This window comes from Lysinibacillus sp. GW823-FHT06C08 (assembly GCF_058795135.1).
In genome coordinates, this window is record NZ_JBXAHN010000004.1 from 176,423 (window position 1) to 197,268 (window position 20,846).

Here is a 20,846-nt window from a genome sequence, read left to right on the forward strand (position 1 = left end):
CCCTACACGCAAAATAATTGCATGCAGGGACGTTAAATTGTAAATTAACGCGGTACCACCCGGCTTGAAGATGTCATCCACCTTCCACTTCATTCAACCGCCTTTATCGCAGGCGCGCACGTCTAAGCTCCAAGCACGTAATTCATCTCTACATTATGACCAGTTTTCACCAACCACTGGCTCTCTAAACAGGGAATATAGAAACTACTCCAAACTCTTCATCACTAGAAAACTATAACCATTATTCTATACGAATCTATTTCAATGTCAATAACTATGTTCTAGCTAAAACAATATGTGCTATAATAAACAAGATTTTAGGAGGTCGATACATTGAAAGATTGGATTGAAAAAATCAATGCAAAGATCGATACATTAATTGAACAAAAATGGATGAAGAAATTACGTATTTCAGGTAGCGTTACCTGGAACTTATTTTTACTATTTTTAGTTTTTGCATTGGTTGGCACTGTATTTGTCGGTTCAGTAGGAGCTGGTTATTTCGCTTCTCTTGTAAAAGAAGAACCCTTACGCTCAAAGGAAGAATTGCGAGATCAAATTTTTAGCTATGAAGAAACAAGTGAGATTTATTTTGCCAACGATATTTATATCGGAAAATTACGGACAGATTTAGATCGCCGTGAAACTTCACTTAAAAATGTTGCACCAGATGTTCTTAATGCTGTACTAGCAACAGAAGATGAATATTTCCGTGAACATAACGGAATTGTACCAAAAGCGGTTATACGAGGCTTATTACAAGATGTTACGAATTCTGCTACACAGACAGGTGGCTCTACCCTTACGCAACAACTTATAAAAAACCAAGTATTAACCAATGAAGTTTCCTATGAACGTAAAGCAAAAGAAATTTTACTTGCTATGCGTTTAGAGCATTTTATGACAAAGGAAGAAATATTAGAGGCTTATTTAAATATTATTCCATACGGTCGTAACTCTTCAGGGCGCAATATTGCAGGTGTAGAAACAGCCGCGGAAGGGATCTTTGGTGTGAAAGCTAAAGATTTATCACTAGCGCAAGCAGCTTACATAGCTGGTATTCCTCAGGCGCCATTTGCTTACACACCGTTTACAAATACGGGTGAACTGAAAAGTGAGGAAGCTTTAAAACCAGGTATTGATCGTATGAAAACAGTTCTTTATCGTATGAAAGAAGCTGGTTATATTGACGATGCGCAATATAAAGAAACACTTAATTATGATATTGCTGCTGACTTCCGTGGTCCAGAAATGCGAGCGGAGGATCGTTATCCATGGCTTACATATGAGCTTGAGAGTCGTGCAAAAGATATTATTGCAGAAAAACTCGCAGAAGATGACGGTATTGACCCAGAGCGATTAAAAACAGAAAAGAAATTAAAAGATAAATATAAAATCTTAGCTGATCGTGATGTTCGCTCAAAAGGTTATCGTATTTATTCAACCATTAACAAAGATATGTATGATGCCATGCAAAAAGCTGCTAAGGACTTCCAATATTATGGCCATACGTATACTGGTAAAGGGAAAGACCCTGTAACTGGTGAGGAAATTGATATCGAAATGCCCGTACAAGTGGGTAGTATTTTAATGGAAAATACGACGGGTCGAATTTTAAGTTTTGTAGGTGGTCGAGACTTTAATACAACTCAAGTTAACCACGCAACACAAGCTTATCGTTCAAATGGTTCTACGATGAAACCATTACTTGTTTACGCTCCTGCTATTGAGTACGGCGTAATTGGCGCAGGTAGCCCACTCGTTGACGTAAAATTCTCAATCGGTTCATGGAGCCCAAGTAACTATATTACTAGTGATGAACGAGGACTTATTCCCGCACGTGAGGCTTTAGCAGATTCTCAAAACATATCAGCGTTACGTTTATACAATGATATTATTAACAAACGTCCTGCTGATCTATTAGTAAAAATGGGATTCACAAAATTACACCCCGATGATTTCACTAACCTAGCAACTGGTATCGGTGCTTTAAGTGAGGGGACTACTGTAGAAGAGAATACGAATGCCTTTGCTACTTTTGCAAATGGTGGTCAATTCGTTGATGCTTATATGATTGATCGAATTGAAGATCAAGAAGGAAATATTATTTACAAACACGAAGTAGAACCCGTCCAAGTATTCAGTCCAGAAACGTCCTATATTGTGACGGATATGCTACGTGACGTATTAACAAAAGGAACAGGAACTCTTGCACGTAATACATTAAAATTCTCTTCAGATTTTGCTGCAAAAACAGGGACTTCTCAAGAGTATAAAGATGTTTGGTTAGTTGGTTATAATCCAAATGTATCTCTAGGTGTTTGGATGGGTTACGACCAACCTCGTACATTGTACGCATTTAATAATACGTACCAACAGCCAAGCGTTCGTGTCAATAAACTATGGGGTACTTTAATGAATTCCGTTTACGATGTGGCTCCTGAGTTTATTGATCCACCAACAAGCTTTAAGGCACCTAAAAATGTGGTGACCGCTTCGTTCTGTGGTATTTCTGGGATGGCACCTTCTGCAGCCTGTGCAAACGCAGGTTTAGTCCGTTCAGACTTATTTAATGCGAAAGTATTTTTACCTACACAACCAGATGATAGTTTAGCTGCTTCAAGTGTTGTAACGATTAAAGGAAAAACTTATAACGCATTACCAAGTACACCAGCTGAATTTGTTAAATCAGGTGGCGCAGGTATTAATCAAGCGTTCATTAAACGCATGTTAGGCCGTCTTGGCGGTAATCCAGCAAGTTTACTACCAAAGAATTCAACTTTATCAAATTCATCTGTTTCAGCAGTTGATTTCCCTGCAGATGGAAGTGCACCTGCAGCGGTAACGGCATCCGTAAATGGCTCAACTTTATCTTGGACAGAGTCATCAAACGATGTAGTTGGTTATCGAATTTATAATGTTACAAATGGTGGCAACACATTAGTAACGTCCGTTCTTGAATCTACACAAAGCATTACGGTTGCTAGTGGACAAGCCTATGTTGTAGTGGCTGTAGATATTACAGGCTTAGCATCACCACATTCTAATGTAGCCTCTACTGGTGGTAATGATGATGAACCTGACCCAGAGGATAATGGTCAAGAGACAATTCCACCGACAACACCGCCTACAAATGGCAATGGGTCTGGTAATAATGGCAATGGTTCAGGAAACGGCAATGGATCTGGTGGCAATGGCAACGGCTCTAACAACGGCAATGGATCTGGTGGCAATGGCAACGGCTCTAACAACGGCAATGGTAACGGTGGTAACGGCAACGGCTCCAACAATGGCAACGGATCTGGTGGTAACGAATCAGGCCAACCGGAAGATGGCTCAAACGGCGGAGACAACAGCAATACAACTCCCCCAGAAACGTCAAGCCGATAATCAATTTCGTTTCAGTATCAAACAGACTTACTACATTTCACTTTTGATTTGTAGTAAGTCTGTTTTTTTGTCATTATTAAGAAGACTACTATTTTGAAGGAGAGGGAAAATATGAACATATTAGTTTTAGGTGGCACACGTTTTTTTGGAAAAAAATTAGTGGAACTTTGCATTGAGAATGGACATGATGTAACGATTTTAACACGCGGGCAAAGCGGCAATCCTTTTGGGACAGCTGTTAAACAATTAATAGTTGATCGGGATGACCATGACGCATTAGAAAATGCTCTCGCCCATACAACGTGGGATATTGTTTATGATAATATTTGCTACTCTCCTAACGAGGCACATACCATTTGTGAGCTTTTAAAAGGGAAAACGAAAAAACTTGTCTTTACGTCTACTCTTTCAACCTATGAGGTAGATGGAAAGATGAAAAAGGAAGAAGATTTCGATCCTTACCATTATCAAATTCTTATGGGGGATCGAGAAGAATTTTCCTATGGAGAAGGAAAACGACAGGCTGAGGCTGTGTTGTTTAAAGAAGCTTCATTCCCAGTTGTTGCCGTACGTTTCCCCATTGTTATGGGCGAACATGATTACACACGTCGCTTGCACTTTCATGTTGAACGTATTTTACACGATCAGCCAATCTCATTACCAAATATCGATGCACAGATGAGCTATATTACAGATGAGGAGGCTGCTGAATTTTTATATTTTGTAGGCGTTACTCCTATAGAAGGACCGTACAATGCTACTGCTTCTGGTGCCATTTCATTGAAAGAACTTCTTGCATTGATTGAAGAAGAGAGTGGAAAGCGCGCAAAAATTTCGCTTGTTGGTGGCGATGAAGAATCACAATCACCATATGGTGTACAAGCTGATTGGTATATGACGAATGCGAAAGCAGAGAAAGCAGGATTTACATTTAGTCAGCTTCGTGATTGGTTGCCAAATTTAGTTAAAACTTTAGTAAAACAACTTCAATAAAAAAAGAAAGACAAAGAGTCCGCTAAATACGCAGCAGATTCTTTGTCTTTATATTAATATAATATAGTCTTTAAAATAGCTACGGCTTCATCAATCTCTCCCTTCGTTACCGTTAATGGTGGCAATAAACGAATAACATTTGGACCTGCCCCCACTAACAAGAGACCCTTTTCCTCTGCCGCTGCGATATAAGCCGCTACTTCTGTTTCACCACAGCCAATTCCAAGCATTAAGCCTTGACCCTGAATGGTATAGTTAGAAGGTAAATGCGCTTTTAATTGTGCTACAATATACGCTGACTGATCTTGTACTTGCTGTAAAAATGCCGGCTCAAAAACATGGCTTAAGACAGCTTGAGCTACACTCATCGCAAGAGGGTTGCCACCAAATGTAGTGCCATGTGCACCTGGACTAAAGGTTGCATAAAGCTCGGCAGTTCCTAGCATTGCCCCTACTGGGAAGCCACCACCTAAGCCTTTCGCTAATGTCACAATATGGGGCTTTAACACAGTTTGCTCAAAGGCATAGCGTGTTCCTGTTCTTCCTATTCCTGTTTGTACTTCATCAATAATGAGTAATATCCCCTTGTCATCACATGCTTTCGCAATTGTGGTAGCGAATTCTAACGATACACAATTAACGCCACCTTCTCCTTGAATCATCTCCAGCATAATGGCTGCCACAGAGTCATCAATAGTAGCTTCTAGTGCGGCAGCATCATTGAATGGCAATATCGTAAATTTTTCAACGAGTGGTCCAAAGCCGTTATGTATTTTGCCTTGACCTGTTGCAGACATTGCTCCAAATGTGCGACCATGGAATGATTTTTCGAAAGTAATAATATGATTTTTCCCTGTATGTTTACGCGCTAACTTAATGGCTGCTTCATTTGCCTCCGCTCCACTATTACAGAAAAAAGCATGTGCAAGATGCGTATGAGCGATTAATTTTTGAGCCACCGTTTCCTGACCAGGGATATCAAAAAGATTCGATATATGCCACAGCTTTTCACTTTGCTCTTGCAGTGCCTGCACAATGGCAGGATGGGCATGCCCCAGACTTGCTACTGCAATGCCACTAGTAAAATCTAAATATTGTTTTCCTGTAGAATCCTCTACAACGGTGCCCTGCCCTTTGACAATTTGTGCACGACGTTTACCGTAGTTCCCGAATAAAGCACTCATATTATCATCTCCGCTATTATTTGAAATGGTCTTCTTTCAACATCTATACTTTTAATACGATCTTATTAGAACACTAGGTAGCATGAAGTTTGTCGGAAGTGACAATCGTAGTGCCAATCAATGTCTCTCCAACAATTTGCACAGAAGGTATACCTGCATATAAACAATCGATAGCTCCTTGTACTTTTGGAATCATCCCCCCATAAAGATGCCCTTGTTCTATCCATTGATGAATGAGAGAGGGCGTTGCCATTGTTTGATATTCATCGTAAACTCGAATACCACTTACATCTGTAACAAGTAATAAGCTATCTGCCCCTAAGGCTAATGCCATTTCACTTGCGACTGTATCACCATTAATGTTTAAAGCCAGACCTGCTTCACTTGCTCCAACACAAGCAATAACGGGTATAATTCCCACTGTCAATAAAGTTTCAAGTAAGGCTGTATTAATGGCTTTTACTGCTCCAACAAAACCATACACGTCTTTATCCAAATAATCCGCCACCATTAATTGACCATCAAAACCGTTTAGCCCAATGGCCTCAATGCCAGCACTTGTTAATTCATGAACTAAAGCAGGGTTAACCTGCCCGATCAAAGTTGATTGGACAACATTCATAGCTGCCTCATTTGTCACACGTATACCATTTAATGTATGCGATTCTATGCCTCGAGCAGCTAATTCACGATTAATAGCTGGGCCACCGCCATGAGTAATAATAAGCTCCACACCGCTATCTTGAAGCTTTTTAAAATTTATAAAAAAGTCTTTATTTAAGCCCTCTAGTGTACTACCTCCGAGCTTGATTACCATTCGTTTACGAGCGGTATGATGCGTTGATTTGGACGTAGTCATAGGTTAAGTCACATCCCCAAGCATGCCCCTTACCTTCACCCATACCAAGGGACACATATATTTTCACTTCATGCATTTTTAAAATTTGTATTAATTCATCCTCCGAGAAAGGGATTGGTTCGCCGTTTTCTACCATTGTAGCGCCACCAATTTGAATCGTAATTTTATCTGGATTTACAGCGGCACCACTATACCCTACCGCTGCAATAATTCGTCCCCAGTTCGCATCACAGCCAAAAACAGCAGTCTTTACAAGTGGTGAACCTACGACGGTCTTCGCAATCTTTCGTGCCTCTTCATCTGAAATTGCGCCAACAACTTCCACTTCAATAAGCTTGGTTGCCCCTTCCCCATCCTTAGCAATCATTTTTGCTAAATCTTCTGCTACTGTTTTCAATGTGTAATAGAAATTTAACCAATCTGGATGCTCAGGTGTTAACGTCTGATTTCCAGCGAAACCGTTCGCCAATACAACAACAGTGTCGTTTGTAGATGTATCCCCATCGACTGTAATGGCATTAAACGTGAGGTTGGTAATATCGGATAATGCACTTTGTAGTACATCAGATTCTATTTGGGCATCTGTCGTAATAAAGCCCAACATTGTTGCCATATTTGGTTCAATCATGCCTGAACCCTTCGCAACACCAGCGATAATGACTTCCTTGCCATCTACCGTTGTACTATAGCTTGTGTTTTTCATAACTGTATCTGTCGTTAAAATCGCCTGTGCAAAGTCAATGGCACTTTCTAAATTGTCCTTCGGTTCTAGCTGTTGAAGACCGTTTATTACTGGCTCCAACTTCATCATTTCGCCAATGACACCCGTTGAACAAACTCCCACTAATTCAGGAGCAATTCCTAGTTTTTCAGCCGCTTGCGCCTGCATGGTTTGGGCATCCTTCACGCCCTGCTTCCCTGTACAAGCATTCGCATTACCCGAATTCACGATTATCGCCTGCATTTTTTTTGTTGTGTAAACAACTTCCTTTGTTACTTTTAATGGGGCTGCCTGCACAGCATTTGTTGTAAAAACACCAGCAACACTAGCTGGTACCTCGCTTACTAAAATCGCTAAATCTTTCTTCTTATGTTTTAAACCACAATGTAACCCAGCTGCCTTAAACCCTTTTGGTGAAACGATATTTTTACTTGATAACTTTTTCATTACATTTATTGAAGTAGTAACTGTCATCCATAATTCCTCCTTATTTTTTCATCAAATTGGATGTGTTAAATAAAGAACGGTACGACATCCAGACCAGTCGTTTGGGGTAAGTCAAATTGTACATTCATATTTTGAATCGCTTGCCCTGCAGCCCCTTTGACTAGATTGTCAATCACACTAACTATCGTGGCACGGTTTGTACGAGCATCTACTTTCACCAAAATATCGCAATAATTGGATCCCTTAACACGATTAGTCCCTAAGCTAGTTGCACCTGTAACAATTCGAACAAAAGGATGCTTATCATAAGTCTCCTGCAGGCAAGCAACCAACTGAGCCTCTGTAACGCCTGCCGTTACAGGCGCATAGGATGTTGCTAAAATCCCTCGTGTCATAGGTACTAAGTGAGTATTGAAAGTAATACTTGTTTCTACATGAGCAAACATAGATAAGGCTTGTTCTATTTCTGGTATATGTTGATGTGTATTTACTTTATAGATAGAGAAGTTCTCATTCGTCTCGCTAAAATGAGTTGTTTGTGACGGCTTATTGCCAGCTCCTGAGATGCCACTTTTCGCATCAATCACTAAAAAGCTCGGATCAATTAAGCGTTCTTTCACTAGTGGTAGTAATGGTAACAACACCGCTGTTGGGTAACAACCAGGGTTAGCAATAAGAGTAGCTTGCCGTATATGCTCTGAATTCCATTCCGTTAAACCATAAACACTTTGCTGCACCGCATTAAATGGCGCTGCTTTTTTGCCATACCATGCTTCATAGCTTGCAAGGTTTTTCAACCGGAAATCACCAGATAAATCTATTAATTTCGGACCTGTGTTCACCAATGATGGTAATAACTTACTTGTTACGCCAGATGGTGTACTTGTAAAAACTACATCAAATTCCGCTAAAGTATCTTCCTCTATTTTTTGTAAAGGCCTATCAACAATCGTCATAAGATGACCAAATTTTGAAGAAAAAAGAACTCCCTCCTCGGAAGAAGTAAATAATGCTAGCTGCTCTACAGCCGGATGATTATGTAAAAACCGAATAAGCTCTAGCCCACCATAACCTGTTGCTCCAACAATTCCTACGTTCAATGCACTCACCTCTAAAATAAGTTAAAAATAGTATACGTCTGCATAAATATTAAGTCAACTGAATTTTTATTTATTTCTATATTTTTTTCGTACAACATGACGTCTCTTTAAAACACGTCTTCAGTATTGTAAATGCAGAAAAAAGAAGGCAAGAATCCTTTCAACGATTGAATGAACCCTTGCCTTCTTTTTATGCATATAATGTATAAATATCAATTGATGTCTTTTACTTTATCAATCTTCCATCGTCGATAAGTCACCCGTAGGTAAATTTAACTCCCACGCCTTCAGCACACGACGCATAATCTTACCACTGCGTGTTTTTGGTAGTTTTTCCTTAAATTCAATTTCACGTGGTGCAGCATGAGCCGATAAGCCTTTTTTAACAAAATCTTTTATATCCTCAATTAATTGATCTGAAGGTTCAACACCCTCTCGTATGGATACAAAGGCTTTTATGATTTCCCCTCGTACTGGATCTGGTTTTCCAATGACTCCTGCTTCAACAATATCTGGATGCTCCAATAGCTTGCTTTCCACTTCGAATGGTCCCACACGCTCTCCGGCCGTCATAATGACATCATCCACTCGACCTTGGAACCAGAAGTATCCGTCATCATCCATATAGGCAGAATCTCCAGATACATACCATTGCCCTTTTAAGAAATAAGATTCATAGCGCTCTGGATTGCCCCAAATTTGACGCATCATAGCTGGCCAACCCCGTTGAATAGCTAAATTCCCCATTGTAAACGGCGGTACTTCGTTACCAGCATCATCTACAATCGTCGCATGAATACCTGGAAGTGGTTTTCCCATTGATCCTGGCTTAATATCCATCGAAGGGTAATTACAAATCATATGTGCTCCTGTTTCTGTCATCCACCATGTATCATGGATTCGATGACCTAATTCTTCTACTCCCCAACGAATCACTTCCGGGTTCAATGGTTCACCGACAGATAGCACATGACGTAAAGATGATAGGTCATAGCTTTCAAGCAAGCCGCTCCCTGCCCCCATCAGCATCCTGAATGCAGTTGGTGCACTATACCATACCGTAACACCATAATCTTCAATGGCTTGATACCATGCTTGCGGTGAGAATCTTCCTCCAACAATCACCATTGTCACCCCATTTAGCCAAGGACCAAAAATACCATAGGCTGTTCCTGTCACCCATCCTGGATCAGCAGTACACCAATAAATATCATCCTCACGTAAATCAAGAACCCATTGCGTAGATTGGTATTGTTGAAGCATTGCATTATGAACATGTAGCACTCCTTTTGGAGCACCAGTTGATCCAGAGGTATAGTGAAGAATCATCCCATCTTCTCGATCTACCCATTCCATATCAAACTGAGCTGAAGCTTCTTTCAATCGTTGATTAAAGTCTAGAATTTGGGATGTTTCTTCAATATTTTCCCCTATTAAAAAGATATGCTCGAGATGCGGTAATTTAGCGATAGGTACACGTTCAAGTAATGCCGGTGTAGTAACTAATACTTTCGCCTCACTATCTGCTAACCGATCATACACAGCGGCTTCCATAAATGCTTCAAATAATGGTCCAACAATAACCCCCATTTTCAACGCACCTAATAATGAAAAATAAAGCTCAGGAGATCGTGGCATAAAAATAAATAAACGATCACCTTTTTGTAGACTAGTAGCTGTTTTAAGAACGTTGGCAGCCTTGTTCGTTAACCTTTTCATTTCATTAAATGAATACGCCTCTTTACGTTTTCCATCATTAAAATAAAGGGCAACTTTATTTTTACGATGTGTATCTGTATGGCGATCAATTGCCTCATACGCCATATTCACTAAACCTGTTTCGTACCAGCTAAATGCTTTTTCCGTATCAGCCCAATTATGAGACTTTGCCACTTCTTCATAATTCATTAAATGGTGCTGACCAGCAAAAGCCGTTAACTTCTCCTTCATTTTCATCCCCATGAAACTACCCCTTTCTTTGCTTTCACTTGAAACTGTTCATTTGCTATTTTCAACAATCCCCTCTGCTGAAATAATAAATTTACGTTCTAAGTAAAATATAGATGAGCTTTTGTTATATAACAGTTTATTACATTACAAATGATAGAATTCTTAATTACACTACTTTTATCTGTTAAATAACAGAAGCAATATATTATATTTTACACGAATTTAAAGAGATTGTCTTAATATTTTCACTTTTCAAAAAATACAGGTATATTTTGCAAAAATAAGCGTTTTTACGCATGAAATCAGCTATAATGGAATTATTAAACTCAGGTGGTGGCATTATGGAACATAAAAAAACTTTTTTTTCTGTCAAAAGGGAAACTAAGCATGGTACTGTGTATGTGGAAGGACCTGTTCCTCCAGAAAAATTAGCTACATATTCTTTCCATGAGGGCTTGGTTGCCTTTAGACCTCCAAAACAGCAACAACAAGCTATTATTGAAATTGCGGGGCTTCCTGAAGGGCGTATTGTTATTATTCGAAACGAAGATATCGTTGTAGGCTATGTGACCTATCTTTATCCTGATCCACTTGAACGGTGGGCAGAGGACCGAATTGATGACATGATTGAATTAGGTGCCATTGAAGTGATTCCCGACTATCGGGGAACCGGTTCAGGAAAGGCATTACTAGCCGTTTCATTTATGGGTGATGAAATGGAGGATTATCTGGTGATAACTACCGAATATTATTGGCATTGGGATTTAAAGGGGACTGGCTTAAATGTTTGGGACTATCGTAAAATGATGGAGAAGATGATGAGCTCTGTCGGATTCGAATATTTTGCTACGGATGATCCAGAAATTACATCACACCCAGCAAATTGTTTAATGGCGCGTGAAGGTAAACGCGTGCCTCCTGAAACAATTGAAAGATTCGATAGGCTTCGTTTTAGAAATCGTTTCATGTATTAAAACCAATACAAAGGGGATATGTATATGATCGTAGAAGAAATTATGAATGAGGAACCTTACACATTAGCTCCTACCAATACCGTGTTGGAAGCACTAAAGCTAATGCGTGACAAAAAAGTTCGCCATTTACCAGTTATAGATGAGGAACGTCACGTTCTAGGAGTGATAACAGAACGGGACATTAAAGAAGTTTTGCCATCATCTTTACAAGATGAACCCAATTCTCCTGTTTTTCAAGCAAAAGTAGAAGAAATAATGGTTAAGGATCCGCTTGTTGGTCATCCACTTGATTTTGTTGAAGAGGTCGCTCTTACCTTCTATGAATCTAAAGTAGGTTGTTTACCTATAGTCTCTGGAGAAAAATTAGTAGGAATAGTTACTACAACGGATTTACTCTATACATATATAGAGCTAACCGGTGCTACGGAACCTGGCTCAAAAATTGAAATTCGAGTAGCTGACACGCCAGGTGTTTTATTTGAAATAACAAAGATATTTCATCATCATCATGCCAATGTTCAAAGCGTCTTAGTGTATCCTGATTCTGAAAATACGCAAAATAAAATTTTAAGTGTCCGAGTAAAAACACTGAATCCTTTAGCTATGATTAAAGACCTTCGCAAAGAAGGCTTTGATGTACTATGGCCCAATTTACCAGGTGTTTCATTATAATGAAAAAGGCAGTATTCGTTTACTCGCCAGAACAACTCGGATATAAATTTTCAGATACACATCCATTTAATCATAAACGCTTGACGCTAACGATGGATTTACTAAAAAATATAGATGCTCTCAATGATGTAGATATTATTCCAGCACGTGTTGCAACAGAAGAGGAGCTACTGCTTGCCCATGACCCTAAGTATATTGATATCGTGAAGAGGGCAGGACATGGTGAATTATCGGTAGCCCAATGTGAAAGCTATGGTATCGGCACAGAAGACACACCGATTTTTGAAAATATGCATGAAGCAAGTGCCCAATTAGTCGGCGGAACATTAACGGCCGTTGATTATGTAATGGAAGGTAAGGCTGAGCATGCCCTCAATCTTGGAGGAGGGCTACACCACGGTTTTCGTGGTCGCGCATCAGGATTTTGTATTTACAATGATAGTACGGTTGCCATTCGGTACTTACAGGAAAAATATAACGCCCGTGTACTATATGTCGATACAGACGCACATCATGGAGACGGTGTACAATGGAGCTTTTATGAGGACCCGAATGTTTGTACATTGTCTATTCACGAAACAGGGCGCTACCTATTTCCTGGAACAGGCAATATTACTGAGCGAGGCAACGGACAAGGGTATGGTACCTCCTTTAATTTCCCTATGGATGCTTTTACAGAGGATGAAAGTTTCCTAGAAATCTATGAACGATCTATGAGAGAGGTTTTCGAATATTTCAAGCCAGATGTTGTGCTCACACAAAATGGAGCAGATGCCCATTATTTTGATCCTTTGACACATCTTCATGGCACTATGAATATATATCGGGAAATTCCAAAGCTCGCACACCAATTAGCCCATGAATATTGCGATGGTAAGTGGATTGCGGTGGGTGGAGGTGGCTATGATATATGGCGAGTTGTTCCACGTGCTTGGTCCATGCTCTGGTTAGAAATGACTGATCAAGCGTTACCAACGGGACCTCTTCCACAGGCATGGCTTGACCGCTGGCAACCTGAAGCTCCCGTTCCTTTTATTCCAACTTGGGAGGACCCAAATCCTTTATATGAACCCATTCCACGTAAGACAGAAATAGAAGAAAAAAATGCTCAAATGTTAGCAAAAGCACTACACCTTATTCGCAATGAAAAACGAGATTAACACCTTTCCTCACGATTTTTCGTGGGGTTTTTTTCATTGGTTTAAAGCCACATTCCCTGCACTCCATTTTAAATAAAAAACACGCAAATCCTCGATAAGATTTACGTGTTCCTGAATATTATTTACTTTTGACTGATTGTCGATGTTCAATACGATGGGGTAAAATTACCGCCTCATCCTCGACTGGCTCCTTACTCATCAATTTAGTAAGTAAGCGCATAGCAACAGCACCAATGTCGTACAGCGGTAATGCAACACTTGTTAGTTGCGGACGAACCATTCGTGCTAGCTTAGAGTTCTCAAAGCTAATCACTTCGATATCCTCTGGAACATTTTTACCGGCGTCTTGTGCACCATGAATTAAACCAATTGCCAATTCATCACTGCCCGCAAAATAGGCTGTAGGTGGCTGTTCAAGCGCTGATAAAATCTCCCAAGCTTCTAAGCCCATGTCATAGCTAGATTCCTCAGCAGCAATTAATGCTTCATCTATTGGCAAGCCAGCATCCTGTAATGCTTTCTTATAGGCTGCTAGCTTGAATTTTCCGTTAATTGTATACGAAAGTGGGCCCGTTACGAAACCAATGCGTGTATGTCCATTTTGAATCAGTAAAGATATCGCTTCATAAGCCGCTTGGAAATAGTCAATATTGACAGTAGCTATTGTTTGCGATTCATCTACAGAGCCTGCTAATACAATTGGGACCGGTGAATGATCCATTGTTTGTTGCATCTTTTCTGTTACTTCATCACTCATCATCACAATACCATCTACTTGTTTGCCAAGCATAGTATCAAGTAACTGTAACTCTTTATCTTCATGTTGATCTGAGTTGGCTAAAATAATATTATAACGGTACATTGTGGCTATATCCTCTACACCACGAGCCAGCTCTGCATAAACATTGTTTGCAATATCTGGGATAATCACGCCAACTGTTGTTGTTTTCTTACTTGCTAATCCACGCGCTACTGCGTTTGGACGGTATTCTAATCGTTCAATTACTTCTAGTACTTTTTTTCGTGTTGCTGGTTTTACGTTTTGATTACCATTGACTACACGAGAGACCGTTGCCATAGAAACATTTGCTTCTCTTGCAACATCATAAATTGTAACAGTCATCGTACGTGCCTCCCTTTTTTCCTATTATAGCCTTATCATACGATAATTTTCATATTATTTTCAAGAAGAACTACGTAAAAACCAAGTACTAATAGTCCTATTCTAGACATTATTTTGTCACGATATAACAAACACCGCCTGCCAAAGTAAGCAAGCGGTGTTAGCTGTTAACAATTAAGCATGGATTTCATGATTTTTCATGAATTTTTGTAGTGTTTCATAGAATGCGTCGAATGTTGGGATGTCCATTTGTTGTTGTGAATCAGAAAGTGCTACAGATGGATCTGGATGCACTTCTGCCATAACACCATCAGCACCGATTGCAATGGCTGCTTTGGCACATGGTAACAATAAGTCACGACGTCCTGTTGAGTGTGTAACATCTACAAATACTGGTAAATGCGTTTCTTGTTTTAACACTGGTACGGCAGAAATATCTAATGTATTACGAGTTGCTTTTTCATAAGTACGAATACCACGCTCACAAAGGATAATATTTTCATTTCCTTTAGACATAATGTATTCCGCTGCATGGATGAACTCATCAATCGTTGCAGCTAAGCCTCGTTTTAGTAGGACAGGTTTATTAGTTGCACCTGCTGCTTTTAATAATTCAAAGTTTTGCATATTTCGTGCACCGATTTGAATCACATCAATATAATCTAATGCTTCCTCTAAATGACCTGGCGTCACAATTTCAGTAATAACACCTAAACCATATTCCTCAGACACACGTTTTAAGATTTTTAAACCTTCTAATCCAAGACCTTGGAAGTCGTATGGAGAAGTACGTGGCTTATAAGCACCACCACGGATTAGCTTTTCACCTTTTGCCTTAATAGAAGCAGCTACTGCAGCTACTTGCTCATAAGATTCAACGGCACAAGGACCAAATACGAAAGATGGCTTCCCTTGTCCAATTAATTCACCATTAATATTAATGACTGTATCTTCGGATTTTTTCTTACGAGATACAAGTAATTCTTTCTTCTTATCAGCTTCAAGTTGTTTTAAAGCTGTTTTAAAGATTTGTTTAAATATATAATCTACCGTCATTTGGTTTAATGGACCTTGGTTGTTTTCTTTAATAAGATCAAGCATGTGTCTTTCACGCAGTGGGTCATAGCGATTTACACCTTGTTTTTCTTTAATTTTACCGATTTCATCAACTACAGCTGCACGTTCGTTAATAAGACGAAGAATTTCTAAGTTTAATCCGTCGATTTGACTACGTAAGCTTTCTAAATCTTTTTGGCTCATGCTTTCTTGCTCCTCTCCTCATGACAGACACTTTCAGAACTCTGAAATGTATGTTACATTTTTAGATAATAGCAATATTATAATCAATGTTGTTCAGAATGTCACGCATTTTTAATTTAGCGCTTCAACTCGCTAAATTGAAATTGAGATATAACGCGAAAGGAAGCGATTACATTGAGTTCTAAATTATTTGCACTTGATATTGGTACACGCTCAGTGGTCGGCATTATTCTTCAAGAAGAAAATGACCATTATCATGTAGAAGATATTGTAGTGAAAGAGCATAAAGAACGTGCCATGGTGGATGGTCAAATACATAATGTCATGTATGTGGCAGAATTAATTAATACAATAAAATATGAACTTGAAGAGAAACACGGTCCTCTGACGAAAGTAAGTGTTGCAGCAGCGGGCCGATCCTTGAAAACTGAACAAGCTAGCGTGACGATCAATATACGTAATCGTCCTATTTTTACAGAAGAAGATATAAGTCGCTTAGAGCTCCAAGCAGTTCAACAAGCCCAACAGCAACTTTTACAACATAAAGAAGATGCCAAAATAAGCCATTATTACTGCGTAGGCTACTCAGTCCTCTACTATCGCTTGGATGGTGAAGAAATTGGCAGCCTCTTGGATCAACAAGGAGACGAGGCACAAATCGAAGTCATTGCTACGTTCCTACCTCGTGTTGTAGTCGAATCACTAATTGCCGCTTTAAAACGAGCTGATTTAGAAATGGAAGCATTGACATTAGAACCTATTGCAGCTATTAATGTCCTTATCCCTTCAACGATGCGTCGTTTAAATGTGGCTCTTGTCGATATAGGCGCGGGTACTTCTGATATTGCCATAACCGATAAAAGTACTGTTGTAGCCTATGGTATGGTTCCAACAGCAGGCGATGAAATAACAGAGGCTTTAAGTGACCATTATTTACTAGACTTTCCTGTTGCCGAAATAGCAAAGCGTCAGCTTCAAACGGCAGAAGAAATATTAATTCAAGACATTCTTGGTTTTGATCAGTATTACCCAAAAGCTGAAGTTTTATTAGCAATTGAACCTGCTGTCAAGCAGCTTGCAAAGTCCATTGGAGAAGAAATTTTACGACTCAATAACCGTGTGGCTCCAAAGGCTGTTATGCTAGTTGGCGGAGGTAGCTTAACACCTAACTTAACAACAGAACTTGGACTAGTCCTTGATTTACCAGCAAACCGTATAGCTGTTCGAGGCATTGATGCTATTCAAAACCTTACTAAGGAAGAGCATATCAAAGCATCGCCAGAGTTAGTTACACCAATCGGTATTGCCATAGCAGCGAAAAAAATGCCTATCCAATATATGAGTTTAACGGTAAATAATCAGGTGGTTCGTCTTTTTGAGCTAAAAGAAATGACGGTTGCAGATGCTTTTTTAGCGGCTAATATCCGTGCTAAACAATTGTATGGAAAACCTGGCCACGGCTTATCTATTAGTGTTAACGGACAAGATATATTCATTCCAGGTGGTCATGGACAGCCAGCTGAAATAATAGTCAACGGACAACAAGCATCAACGAAAACACTAATTAAAACAGGCGATGAAATTCAGCTAGTGGAGGGACAAGATGGACAGCCAGCCACAGTAACGGTGAGAGATCTTATTGATGATGCTGCAATCAAAACCATTACTATCCAAAATACAAAATATGTCATTGAGCCGAAAATTTCAGTCAATCACTCCCCCGCATCGCTGGATACAGTTTTGAATGATCGGGATAGTGTCGTTTTTGAGATAGCTGAAACCATTGAGGAAATTTTTAAAGTCACAAACAACTGGCATTTATTGAAGCAATTTGAGTCTTATACAATACATGTCGATGGACAGCCATTATTTTTACCTGAGTTTTCTTCCCAATTAACGATTAATGGGAAAACTACTAAATTGAGCTATGCTGTGCAAGATGGTGACATGATTAACTTTCAGCAGCAATCATTGCCAACTGTTCAGCGCATTGCAGACCAAATGAATCTTTTGCTGGAAGATAAAATCATCATTCATTTCCAAAATGAAGTAGTGGAGCTTTCCAAAACAGTACATGAAGCACTGGTCAATCAAATGATTGTAGCTCCTCTTTCAACTGTGCCCAATGGAGCCACTGTATTATTTACAGAGAAGGATCGCAGTCGTTGGATTTATCAAGATGTATTTCGCTTTTCTAATTGGCAGCTCCCAAGCACATTCAAAGGAAATTTCACGATTTTAAGAAACGGCCAACCTGCAAGTTTTGATATGGAAATTTTCGGTGGCGATCGACTTGAAATATTATTAGCTGAAACCCCTATCGCATAAAAAAAGGGATACGTTACACGATGATCATGTAACGTATCCCTTTTCGTTATGCATTATGCACGTACTTCTTCATTGGAGCCTTTTGTTTCGTCTTTTTTCTCTTCTGCTTTTACTTCTTCGTTAGGAATAAAATCCTCAAGTGGTTCTTCACCCTCAAAGGAAACCGTCCCATCATCAAAAACTTTAGGAGCCTTTGCTGTTTTTAAAGTTTTTACTTTCTCCACTAATTGTGTAGATTGTTCTTGAATTTGTTTAGAAAGTTGAACCGTTTTATCTTTTGCAGTTGTCGAGAAGTCTGCACTCTTATCTTTTAAATGAACAGCTTGTACAGCCACATCACTACGTAAATCTTTTCCTGATTTTGGAGCCAACAGTAGACCTGCTGCAGCACCTACAATTCCACCTACTAATGCGCCAATCACAAAATCTTTCATGTTTACACGCTCCTCTTCATAAATCGAATCTTGCGAATGATAAAGCTGAGGCAATGAACTTTCAAGCTGTTTTTCCTTTACTTCATTAAAATTTGGCTTTTGAGTTGTCATGCAACAATTCCTCCCCATCATATTATCAAATTTGTCTAGACAGGTTGTCCATCTACTTTTTACAGATGCATGTTCAACTTATGTCCAAGACTTTATATTTATTCAGACCGTACCATGTACTTACTGAATAATTTTTACTATTTACGACCCCATTTTCTTTTCGGCTTTTCTACTTGAACTGTTTCAAAGCCATACACATCCTCAGATACAGTTTCTTGCTCTATGATTTTGCGCTTTTTCCATTTATCAGCAATGCCCATTGCAACATTGCTCCACTGTACTACTTGCGCAATTTTTTCCTCATTTTGTTCTACACTTTTAGAAACAGAAGAAGTAATTTGCTGTACAGAATTATTTAAACCATTGACAGAATCTCCAATACCTTTAACAGCTTGAACCACTGAATTTAACTGTTCAGATTTATGTTGAATATCCTCTGCTAAGCTATTTGTTTTGGATAATAAAGAAGTTGTTTCTCGTGTGACCCCTTCCATTTGTCCCTCAATACCTGATAAAGTGCCAGATAAACTGCTTAAGATGGACTTGAGCGAGAATAATGTCATTCCTACACTCACGCATAAAATTAAAAACCCGATTGCAGCGATAATGGCTGCAATATACAAAATCACTTCCATAAGTTGACCTCCTGCTAGTAAATTCTCTTTACTATTACTTTCCCTATCTTCGACAAAAAAAACGGAATTCCTGCTCAAATTTTAAAAAAACAGCTTAACCCCTACGGACTAAGCTGTTTCATCGTTTTTAAGCACGGCTTCAAAAGCATCTTGGAATTTAGGAACATCTCCAGCACCCATAAATAAGAATACTGCGCCTTGATGTTTTGTTAGTATATCAATTCCTTCAGTGGTAATCACTGCACTGCCCTCGATTAATGACGCCAAATCTTGAATAGAAAGTGCGCCTTGCGTTTCTCTTGCAGAGCCAAAAATATCACATAAATAGGCTGTATCTGCAAGGCTTAGACTATCTGCGAAATCTTGTAAAAAAGCTTGTGTACGTGTAAATGTATGTGGTTGGAATATAGCAACTAGCTCACGATCTGGGAACTTTTGGCGCGCTGATTGAATGGTAGCACGAATTTCCGTTGGATGGTGGGCATAGTCATCTATTAATACATTATCCCCTATATCTGTTTCAGTAAAACGTCTTTTTACACCTTTATACGTGTGCAAACGATCCTGAATAATATCAGGTGAAATTCCTTCATATTCGCATAGAGTAATGACCGCTAATGTATTCAAAATGGCATGATCCCCAAATAATGGAATGAAGAAAGTGCTATAAAATTCATTACGAACAAAAACATCGAATTTTGTACCTTCTGTCGTTTTTTCAACATTACGAGCTTCAAAATCATTCTCAGATCCAAATCCATAATAAACAACCGGAACCTTTGCTTGGATACGTTGAAGCTGTTCATCATCACCACATGCAATAATAGCTTTCTTTACTTGTAAAGCTAATGATTGAAAAGCAGAATAGACATCATCTATATTTGCAAAGTAGTCTGGGTGATCAAAATCAATATTTGTCATCACCGCATAGTCAGGATTATATGCTAAAAAGTGTCGGCGGTATTCACACGCTTCCATCACAAAGAAGTCAGCATTTGCATGACCAGCACCAGTACCATCACCAATTAAATAGGATGTTGGTTTATAACCACCTACCACATGTGCCATTAAACCTGTAGTTGAAGTTTTACCATGTGCACCTGTTATGGCAATGGATATATAGTTACCAATATATTCTCCTAAAAATTTATGGTAACGAATAATCTCTACGCCGATTTCTCGGGCACGAATTAATTCTGGATGATCATCAGGAAAAGCATTACCTGCAATTACAGTCATGCCTTCTTTAATATTATCTGCATTAAATGTAAAAATTGGAATATTACGTTCACGTAACGGCTGCTCCGTGAAGAAATATTTATCGACATCTGAGCCCTGTACTTGTTCACCAGCATCAAATAAGATTTGAGCAAGTGAACTCATGCCAGAACCTTTAATGCCTGTGAAATGAAAAACTGTCATTAATTAAACCCCCCGGGAATTTCAATATCCCATCTATCATCTATTAGGTGTAACGTATTATTTCACGATTGATTAGGTATTAA

The 20,846-nt window shown here is 39.2% G+C and carries 16 protein-coding genes and 1 other annotated feature; of the genes, 6 read left to right on the forward strand and 10 right to left on the reverse strand.

Annotation, left to right across the window (positions count from 1 at the left end):
* Positions 1–22: 22 nt before the first annotated feature.
* Positions 23–231 (reverse strand) — a binding site (T-box leader).
* A gap of 102 nt (positions 232–333) precedes the next feature.
* A complete protein-coding gene (locus tag AC1Q6O_RS12545) occupies positions 334–3,390 on the forward strand; it encodes a transglycosylase domain-containing protein (protein ID WP_008176767.1) in 3,057 nt (1,018 codons plus the stop codon).
* A 111-nt stretch (positions 3,391–3,501) separates the two neighbouring features.
* Entirely contained in the window at positions 3,502–4,383 is an 882-nt protein-coding gene (locus AC1Q6O_RS12550; protein ID WP_089985663.1) for an NAD-dependent epimerase/dehydratase family protein, read from the forward strand.
* A gap of 53 nt (positions 4,384–4,436) precedes the next feature.
* Here AC1Q6O_RS12550 and argD read toward each other — a convergent pair whose 3' ends face one another.
* The 5 genes from argD to acsA all read right to left on the reverse strand — a co-directional run bounded on the left by argD (position 4,437) and on the right by acsA (position 10,656).
* Positions 4,437–5,567 carry an acetylornithine transaminase gene (argD, locus tag AC1Q6O_RS12555; protein WP_089985661.1) on the reverse strand — a complete coding sequence of 377 codons (1,131 nt, stop codon included), beginning with the start codon at positions 5,565–5,567 and terminating at the stop codon, positions 4,437–4,439.
* Between the two features lie 73 nt (positions 5,568–5,640).
* Positions 5,641–6,426, reverse strand: coding sequence for an acetylglutamate kinase (gene argB, locus AC1Q6O_RS12560; RefSeq protein WP_089985659.1), 786 nt, complete (start codon positions 6,424–6,426; stop codon positions 5,641–5,643).
* Complete coding sequence (argJ, locus tag AC1Q6O_RS12565; RefSeq protein ID WP_492401390.1) at positions 6,389–7,621, reverse strand: bifunctional glutamate N-acetyltransferase/amino-acid acetyltransferase ArgJ; 1,233 nt, start codon at positions 7,619–7,621, stop codon at positions 6,389–6,391. Before argJ ends, argB begins: the two co-directional genes overlap by 38 nt.
* Positions 7,622–7,659: 38 nt before the next feature.
* Positions 7,660–8,694 (reverse strand): N-acetyl-gamma-glutamyl-phosphate reductase, encoded by a 1,035-nt coding sequence (gene argC / locus AC1Q6O_RS12570; protein ID WP_043990207.1) that lies wholly within the window; start codon positions 8,692–8,694, stop codon positions 7,660–7,662.
* Between the two features lie 234 nt (positions 8,695–8,928).
* A complete protein-coding gene (acsA, locus tag AC1Q6O_RS12575) occupies positions 8,929–10,656 on the reverse strand; it encodes an acetate--CoA ligase (RefSeq protein WP_371861904.1) in 1,728 nt (575 codons plus the stop codon).
* Between the two features lie 329 nt (positions 10,657–10,985).
* Between acsA and AC1Q6O_RS12580 the strand changes: the two genes are divergently transcribed.
* From AC1Q6O_RS12580 to AC1Q6O_RS12590, 3 genes are read left to right on the forward strand one after another with little or no spacing between them, the layout of a single operon-like run.
* The gene (locus AC1Q6O_RS12580; protein ID WP_008176754.1) at positions 10,986–11,618 is read left to right on the forward strand and encodes a GNAT family N-acetyltransferase; all 633 of its coding nucleotides are present in this window, start codon (positions 10,986–10,988) and stop codon (positions 11,616–11,618) included.
* Positions 11,619–11,642: 24 nt separating this feature from the next.
* On the forward strand, positions 11,643–12,290 hold the full coding sequence (locus AC1Q6O_RS12585; RefSeq protein ID WP_043990206.1) for an acetoin utilization AcuB family protein: 648 nt from the start codon (positions 11,643–11,645) through the stop codon (positions 12,288–12,290).
* Positions 12,290–13,450, forward strand: coding sequence for an acetoin utilization protein AcuC (locus AC1Q6O_RS12590; protein ID WP_008176750.1), 1,161 nt, complete (start codon positions 12,290–12,292; stop codon positions 13,448–13,450). Before AC1Q6O_RS12585 ends, AC1Q6O_RS12590 begins: the two co-directional genes overlap by 1 nt.
* Positions 13,451–13,568: 118 nt before the next feature.
* Here AC1Q6O_RS12590 and ccpA read toward each other — a convergent pair whose 3' ends face one another.
* A complete protein-coding gene (ccpA, locus tag AC1Q6O_RS12595; RefSeq protein ID WP_008176748.1) occupies positions 13,569–14,573 on the reverse strand; it encodes a catabolite control protein A in 1,005 nt (334 codons plus the stop codon).
* A gap of 174 nt (positions 14,574–14,747) precedes the next feature.
* Positions 14,748–15,833 (reverse strand): bifunctional 3-deoxy-7-phosphoheptulonate synthase/chorismate mutase, encoded by a 1,086-nt coding sequence (locus AC1Q6O_RS12600; RefSeq protein ID WP_025116991.1) that lies wholly within the window; start codon positions 15,831–15,833, stop codon positions 14,748–14,750.
* Between the two features lie 174 nt (positions 15,834–16,007).
* Between AC1Q6O_RS12600 and pilM the strand changes: the two genes are divergently transcribed.
* Complete coding sequence (pilM, locus tag AC1Q6O_RS12605) at positions 16,008–18,161, forward strand: pilus assembly protein PilM (protein ID WP_008176744.1); 2,154 nt, start codon at positions 16,008–16,010, stop codon at positions 18,159–18,161.
* Between the two features lie 53 nt (positions 18,162–18,214).
* On the opposite strand, the gene AC1Q6O_RS12610 is transcribed toward pilM, so the two are convergent.
* The 3 genes from AC1Q6O_RS12610 to murC all read right to left on the reverse strand — a co-directional run bounded on the left by AC1Q6O_RS12610 (position 18,215) and on the right by murC (position 20,763).
* Positions 18,215–18,706 carry a YtxH domain-containing protein gene (locus AC1Q6O_RS12610; protein WP_492401394.1) on the reverse strand — a complete coding sequence of 164 codons (492 nt, stop codon included), beginning with the start codon at positions 18,704–18,706 and terminating at the stop codon, positions 18,215–18,217.
* A gap of 137 nt (positions 18,707–18,843) precedes the next feature.
* On the reverse strand, positions 18,844–19,341 hold the full coding sequence (locus AC1Q6O_RS12615; RefSeq protein ID WP_043990204.1) for a DUF948 domain-containing protein: 498 nt from the start codon (positions 19,339–19,341) through the stop codon (positions 18,844–18,846).
* Positions 19,342–19,449: 108 nt separating this feature from the next.
* Positions 19,450–20,763 (reverse strand): UDP-N-acetylmuramate--L-alanine ligase, encoded by a 1,314-nt coding sequence (gene murC, locus AC1Q6O_RS12620; RefSeq protein ID WP_008176739.1) that lies wholly within the window; start codon positions 20,761–20,763, stop codon positions 19,450–19,452.
* Positions 20,764–20,846 lie beyond the last annotated feature (83 nt).

What these genes read in the sequence shown, in the direction of transcription:
- AC1Q6O_RS12610 (WP_492401394.1), bottom strand. Translation starts at nt 18,706, where the DNA reads ATGACAACTCAAAAGCCAAATTTTAATGAAGTAAAGGAAAAACAGCTT.
- argJ (WP_492401390.1), bottom strand. Translation starts at nt 7,621, where the DNA reads ATGACAGTTACTACTTCAATAAATGTAATGAAAAAGTTATCAAGTAAA.
- acsA (WP_371861904.1), bottom strand. Translation starts at nt 10,656, where the DNA reads ATGGGGATGAAAATGAAGGAGAAGTTAACGGCTTTTGCTGGTCAGCAC.
- AC1Q6O_RS12550 (WP_089985663.1), top strand. Translation starts at nt 3,502, where the DNA reads ATGAACATATTAGTTTTAGGTGGCACACGTTTTTTTGGAAAAAAATTA.
- AC1Q6O_RS12615 (WP_043990204.1), bottom strand. Translation starts at nt 19,341, where the DNA reads ATGGAAGTGATTTTGTATATTGCAGCCATTATCGCTGCAATCGGGTTT.
- AC1Q6O_RS12585 (WP_043990206.1), top strand. Translation starts at nt 11,643, where the DNA reads ATGATCGTAGAAGAAATTATGAATGAGGAACCTTACACATTAGCTCCT.
- AC1Q6O_RS12580 (WP_008176754.1), top strand. Translation starts at nt 10,986, where the DNA reads ATGGAACATAAAAAAACTTTTTTTTCTGTCAAAAGGGAAACTAAGCAT.
- murC (WP_008176739.1), bottom strand. Translation starts at nt 20,763, where the DNA reads ATGACAGTTTTTCATTTCACAGGCATTAAAGGTTCTGGCATGAGTTCA.
- argD (WP_089985661.1), bottom strand. Translation starts at nt 5,567, where the DNA reads ATGAGTGCTTTATTCGGGAACTACGGTAAACGTCGTGCACAAATTGTC.
- AC1Q6O_RS12590 (WP_008176750.1), top strand. Translation starts at nt 12,290, where the DNA reads ATGAAAAAGGCAGTATTCGTTTACTCGCCAGAACAACTCGGATATAAA.
- argB (WP_089985659.1), bottom strand. Translation starts at nt 6,426, where the DNA reads ATGACTACGTCCAAATCAACGCATCATACCGCTCGTAAACGAATGGTA.
- ccpA (WP_008176748.1), bottom strand. Translation starts at nt 14,573, where the DNA reads ATGACTGTTACAATTTATGATGTTGCAAGAGAAGCAAATGTTTCTATG.
- AC1Q6O_RS12600 (WP_025116991.1), bottom strand. Translation starts at nt 15,833, where the DNA reads ATGAGCCAAAAAGATTTAGAAAGCTTACGTAGTCAAATCGACGGATTA.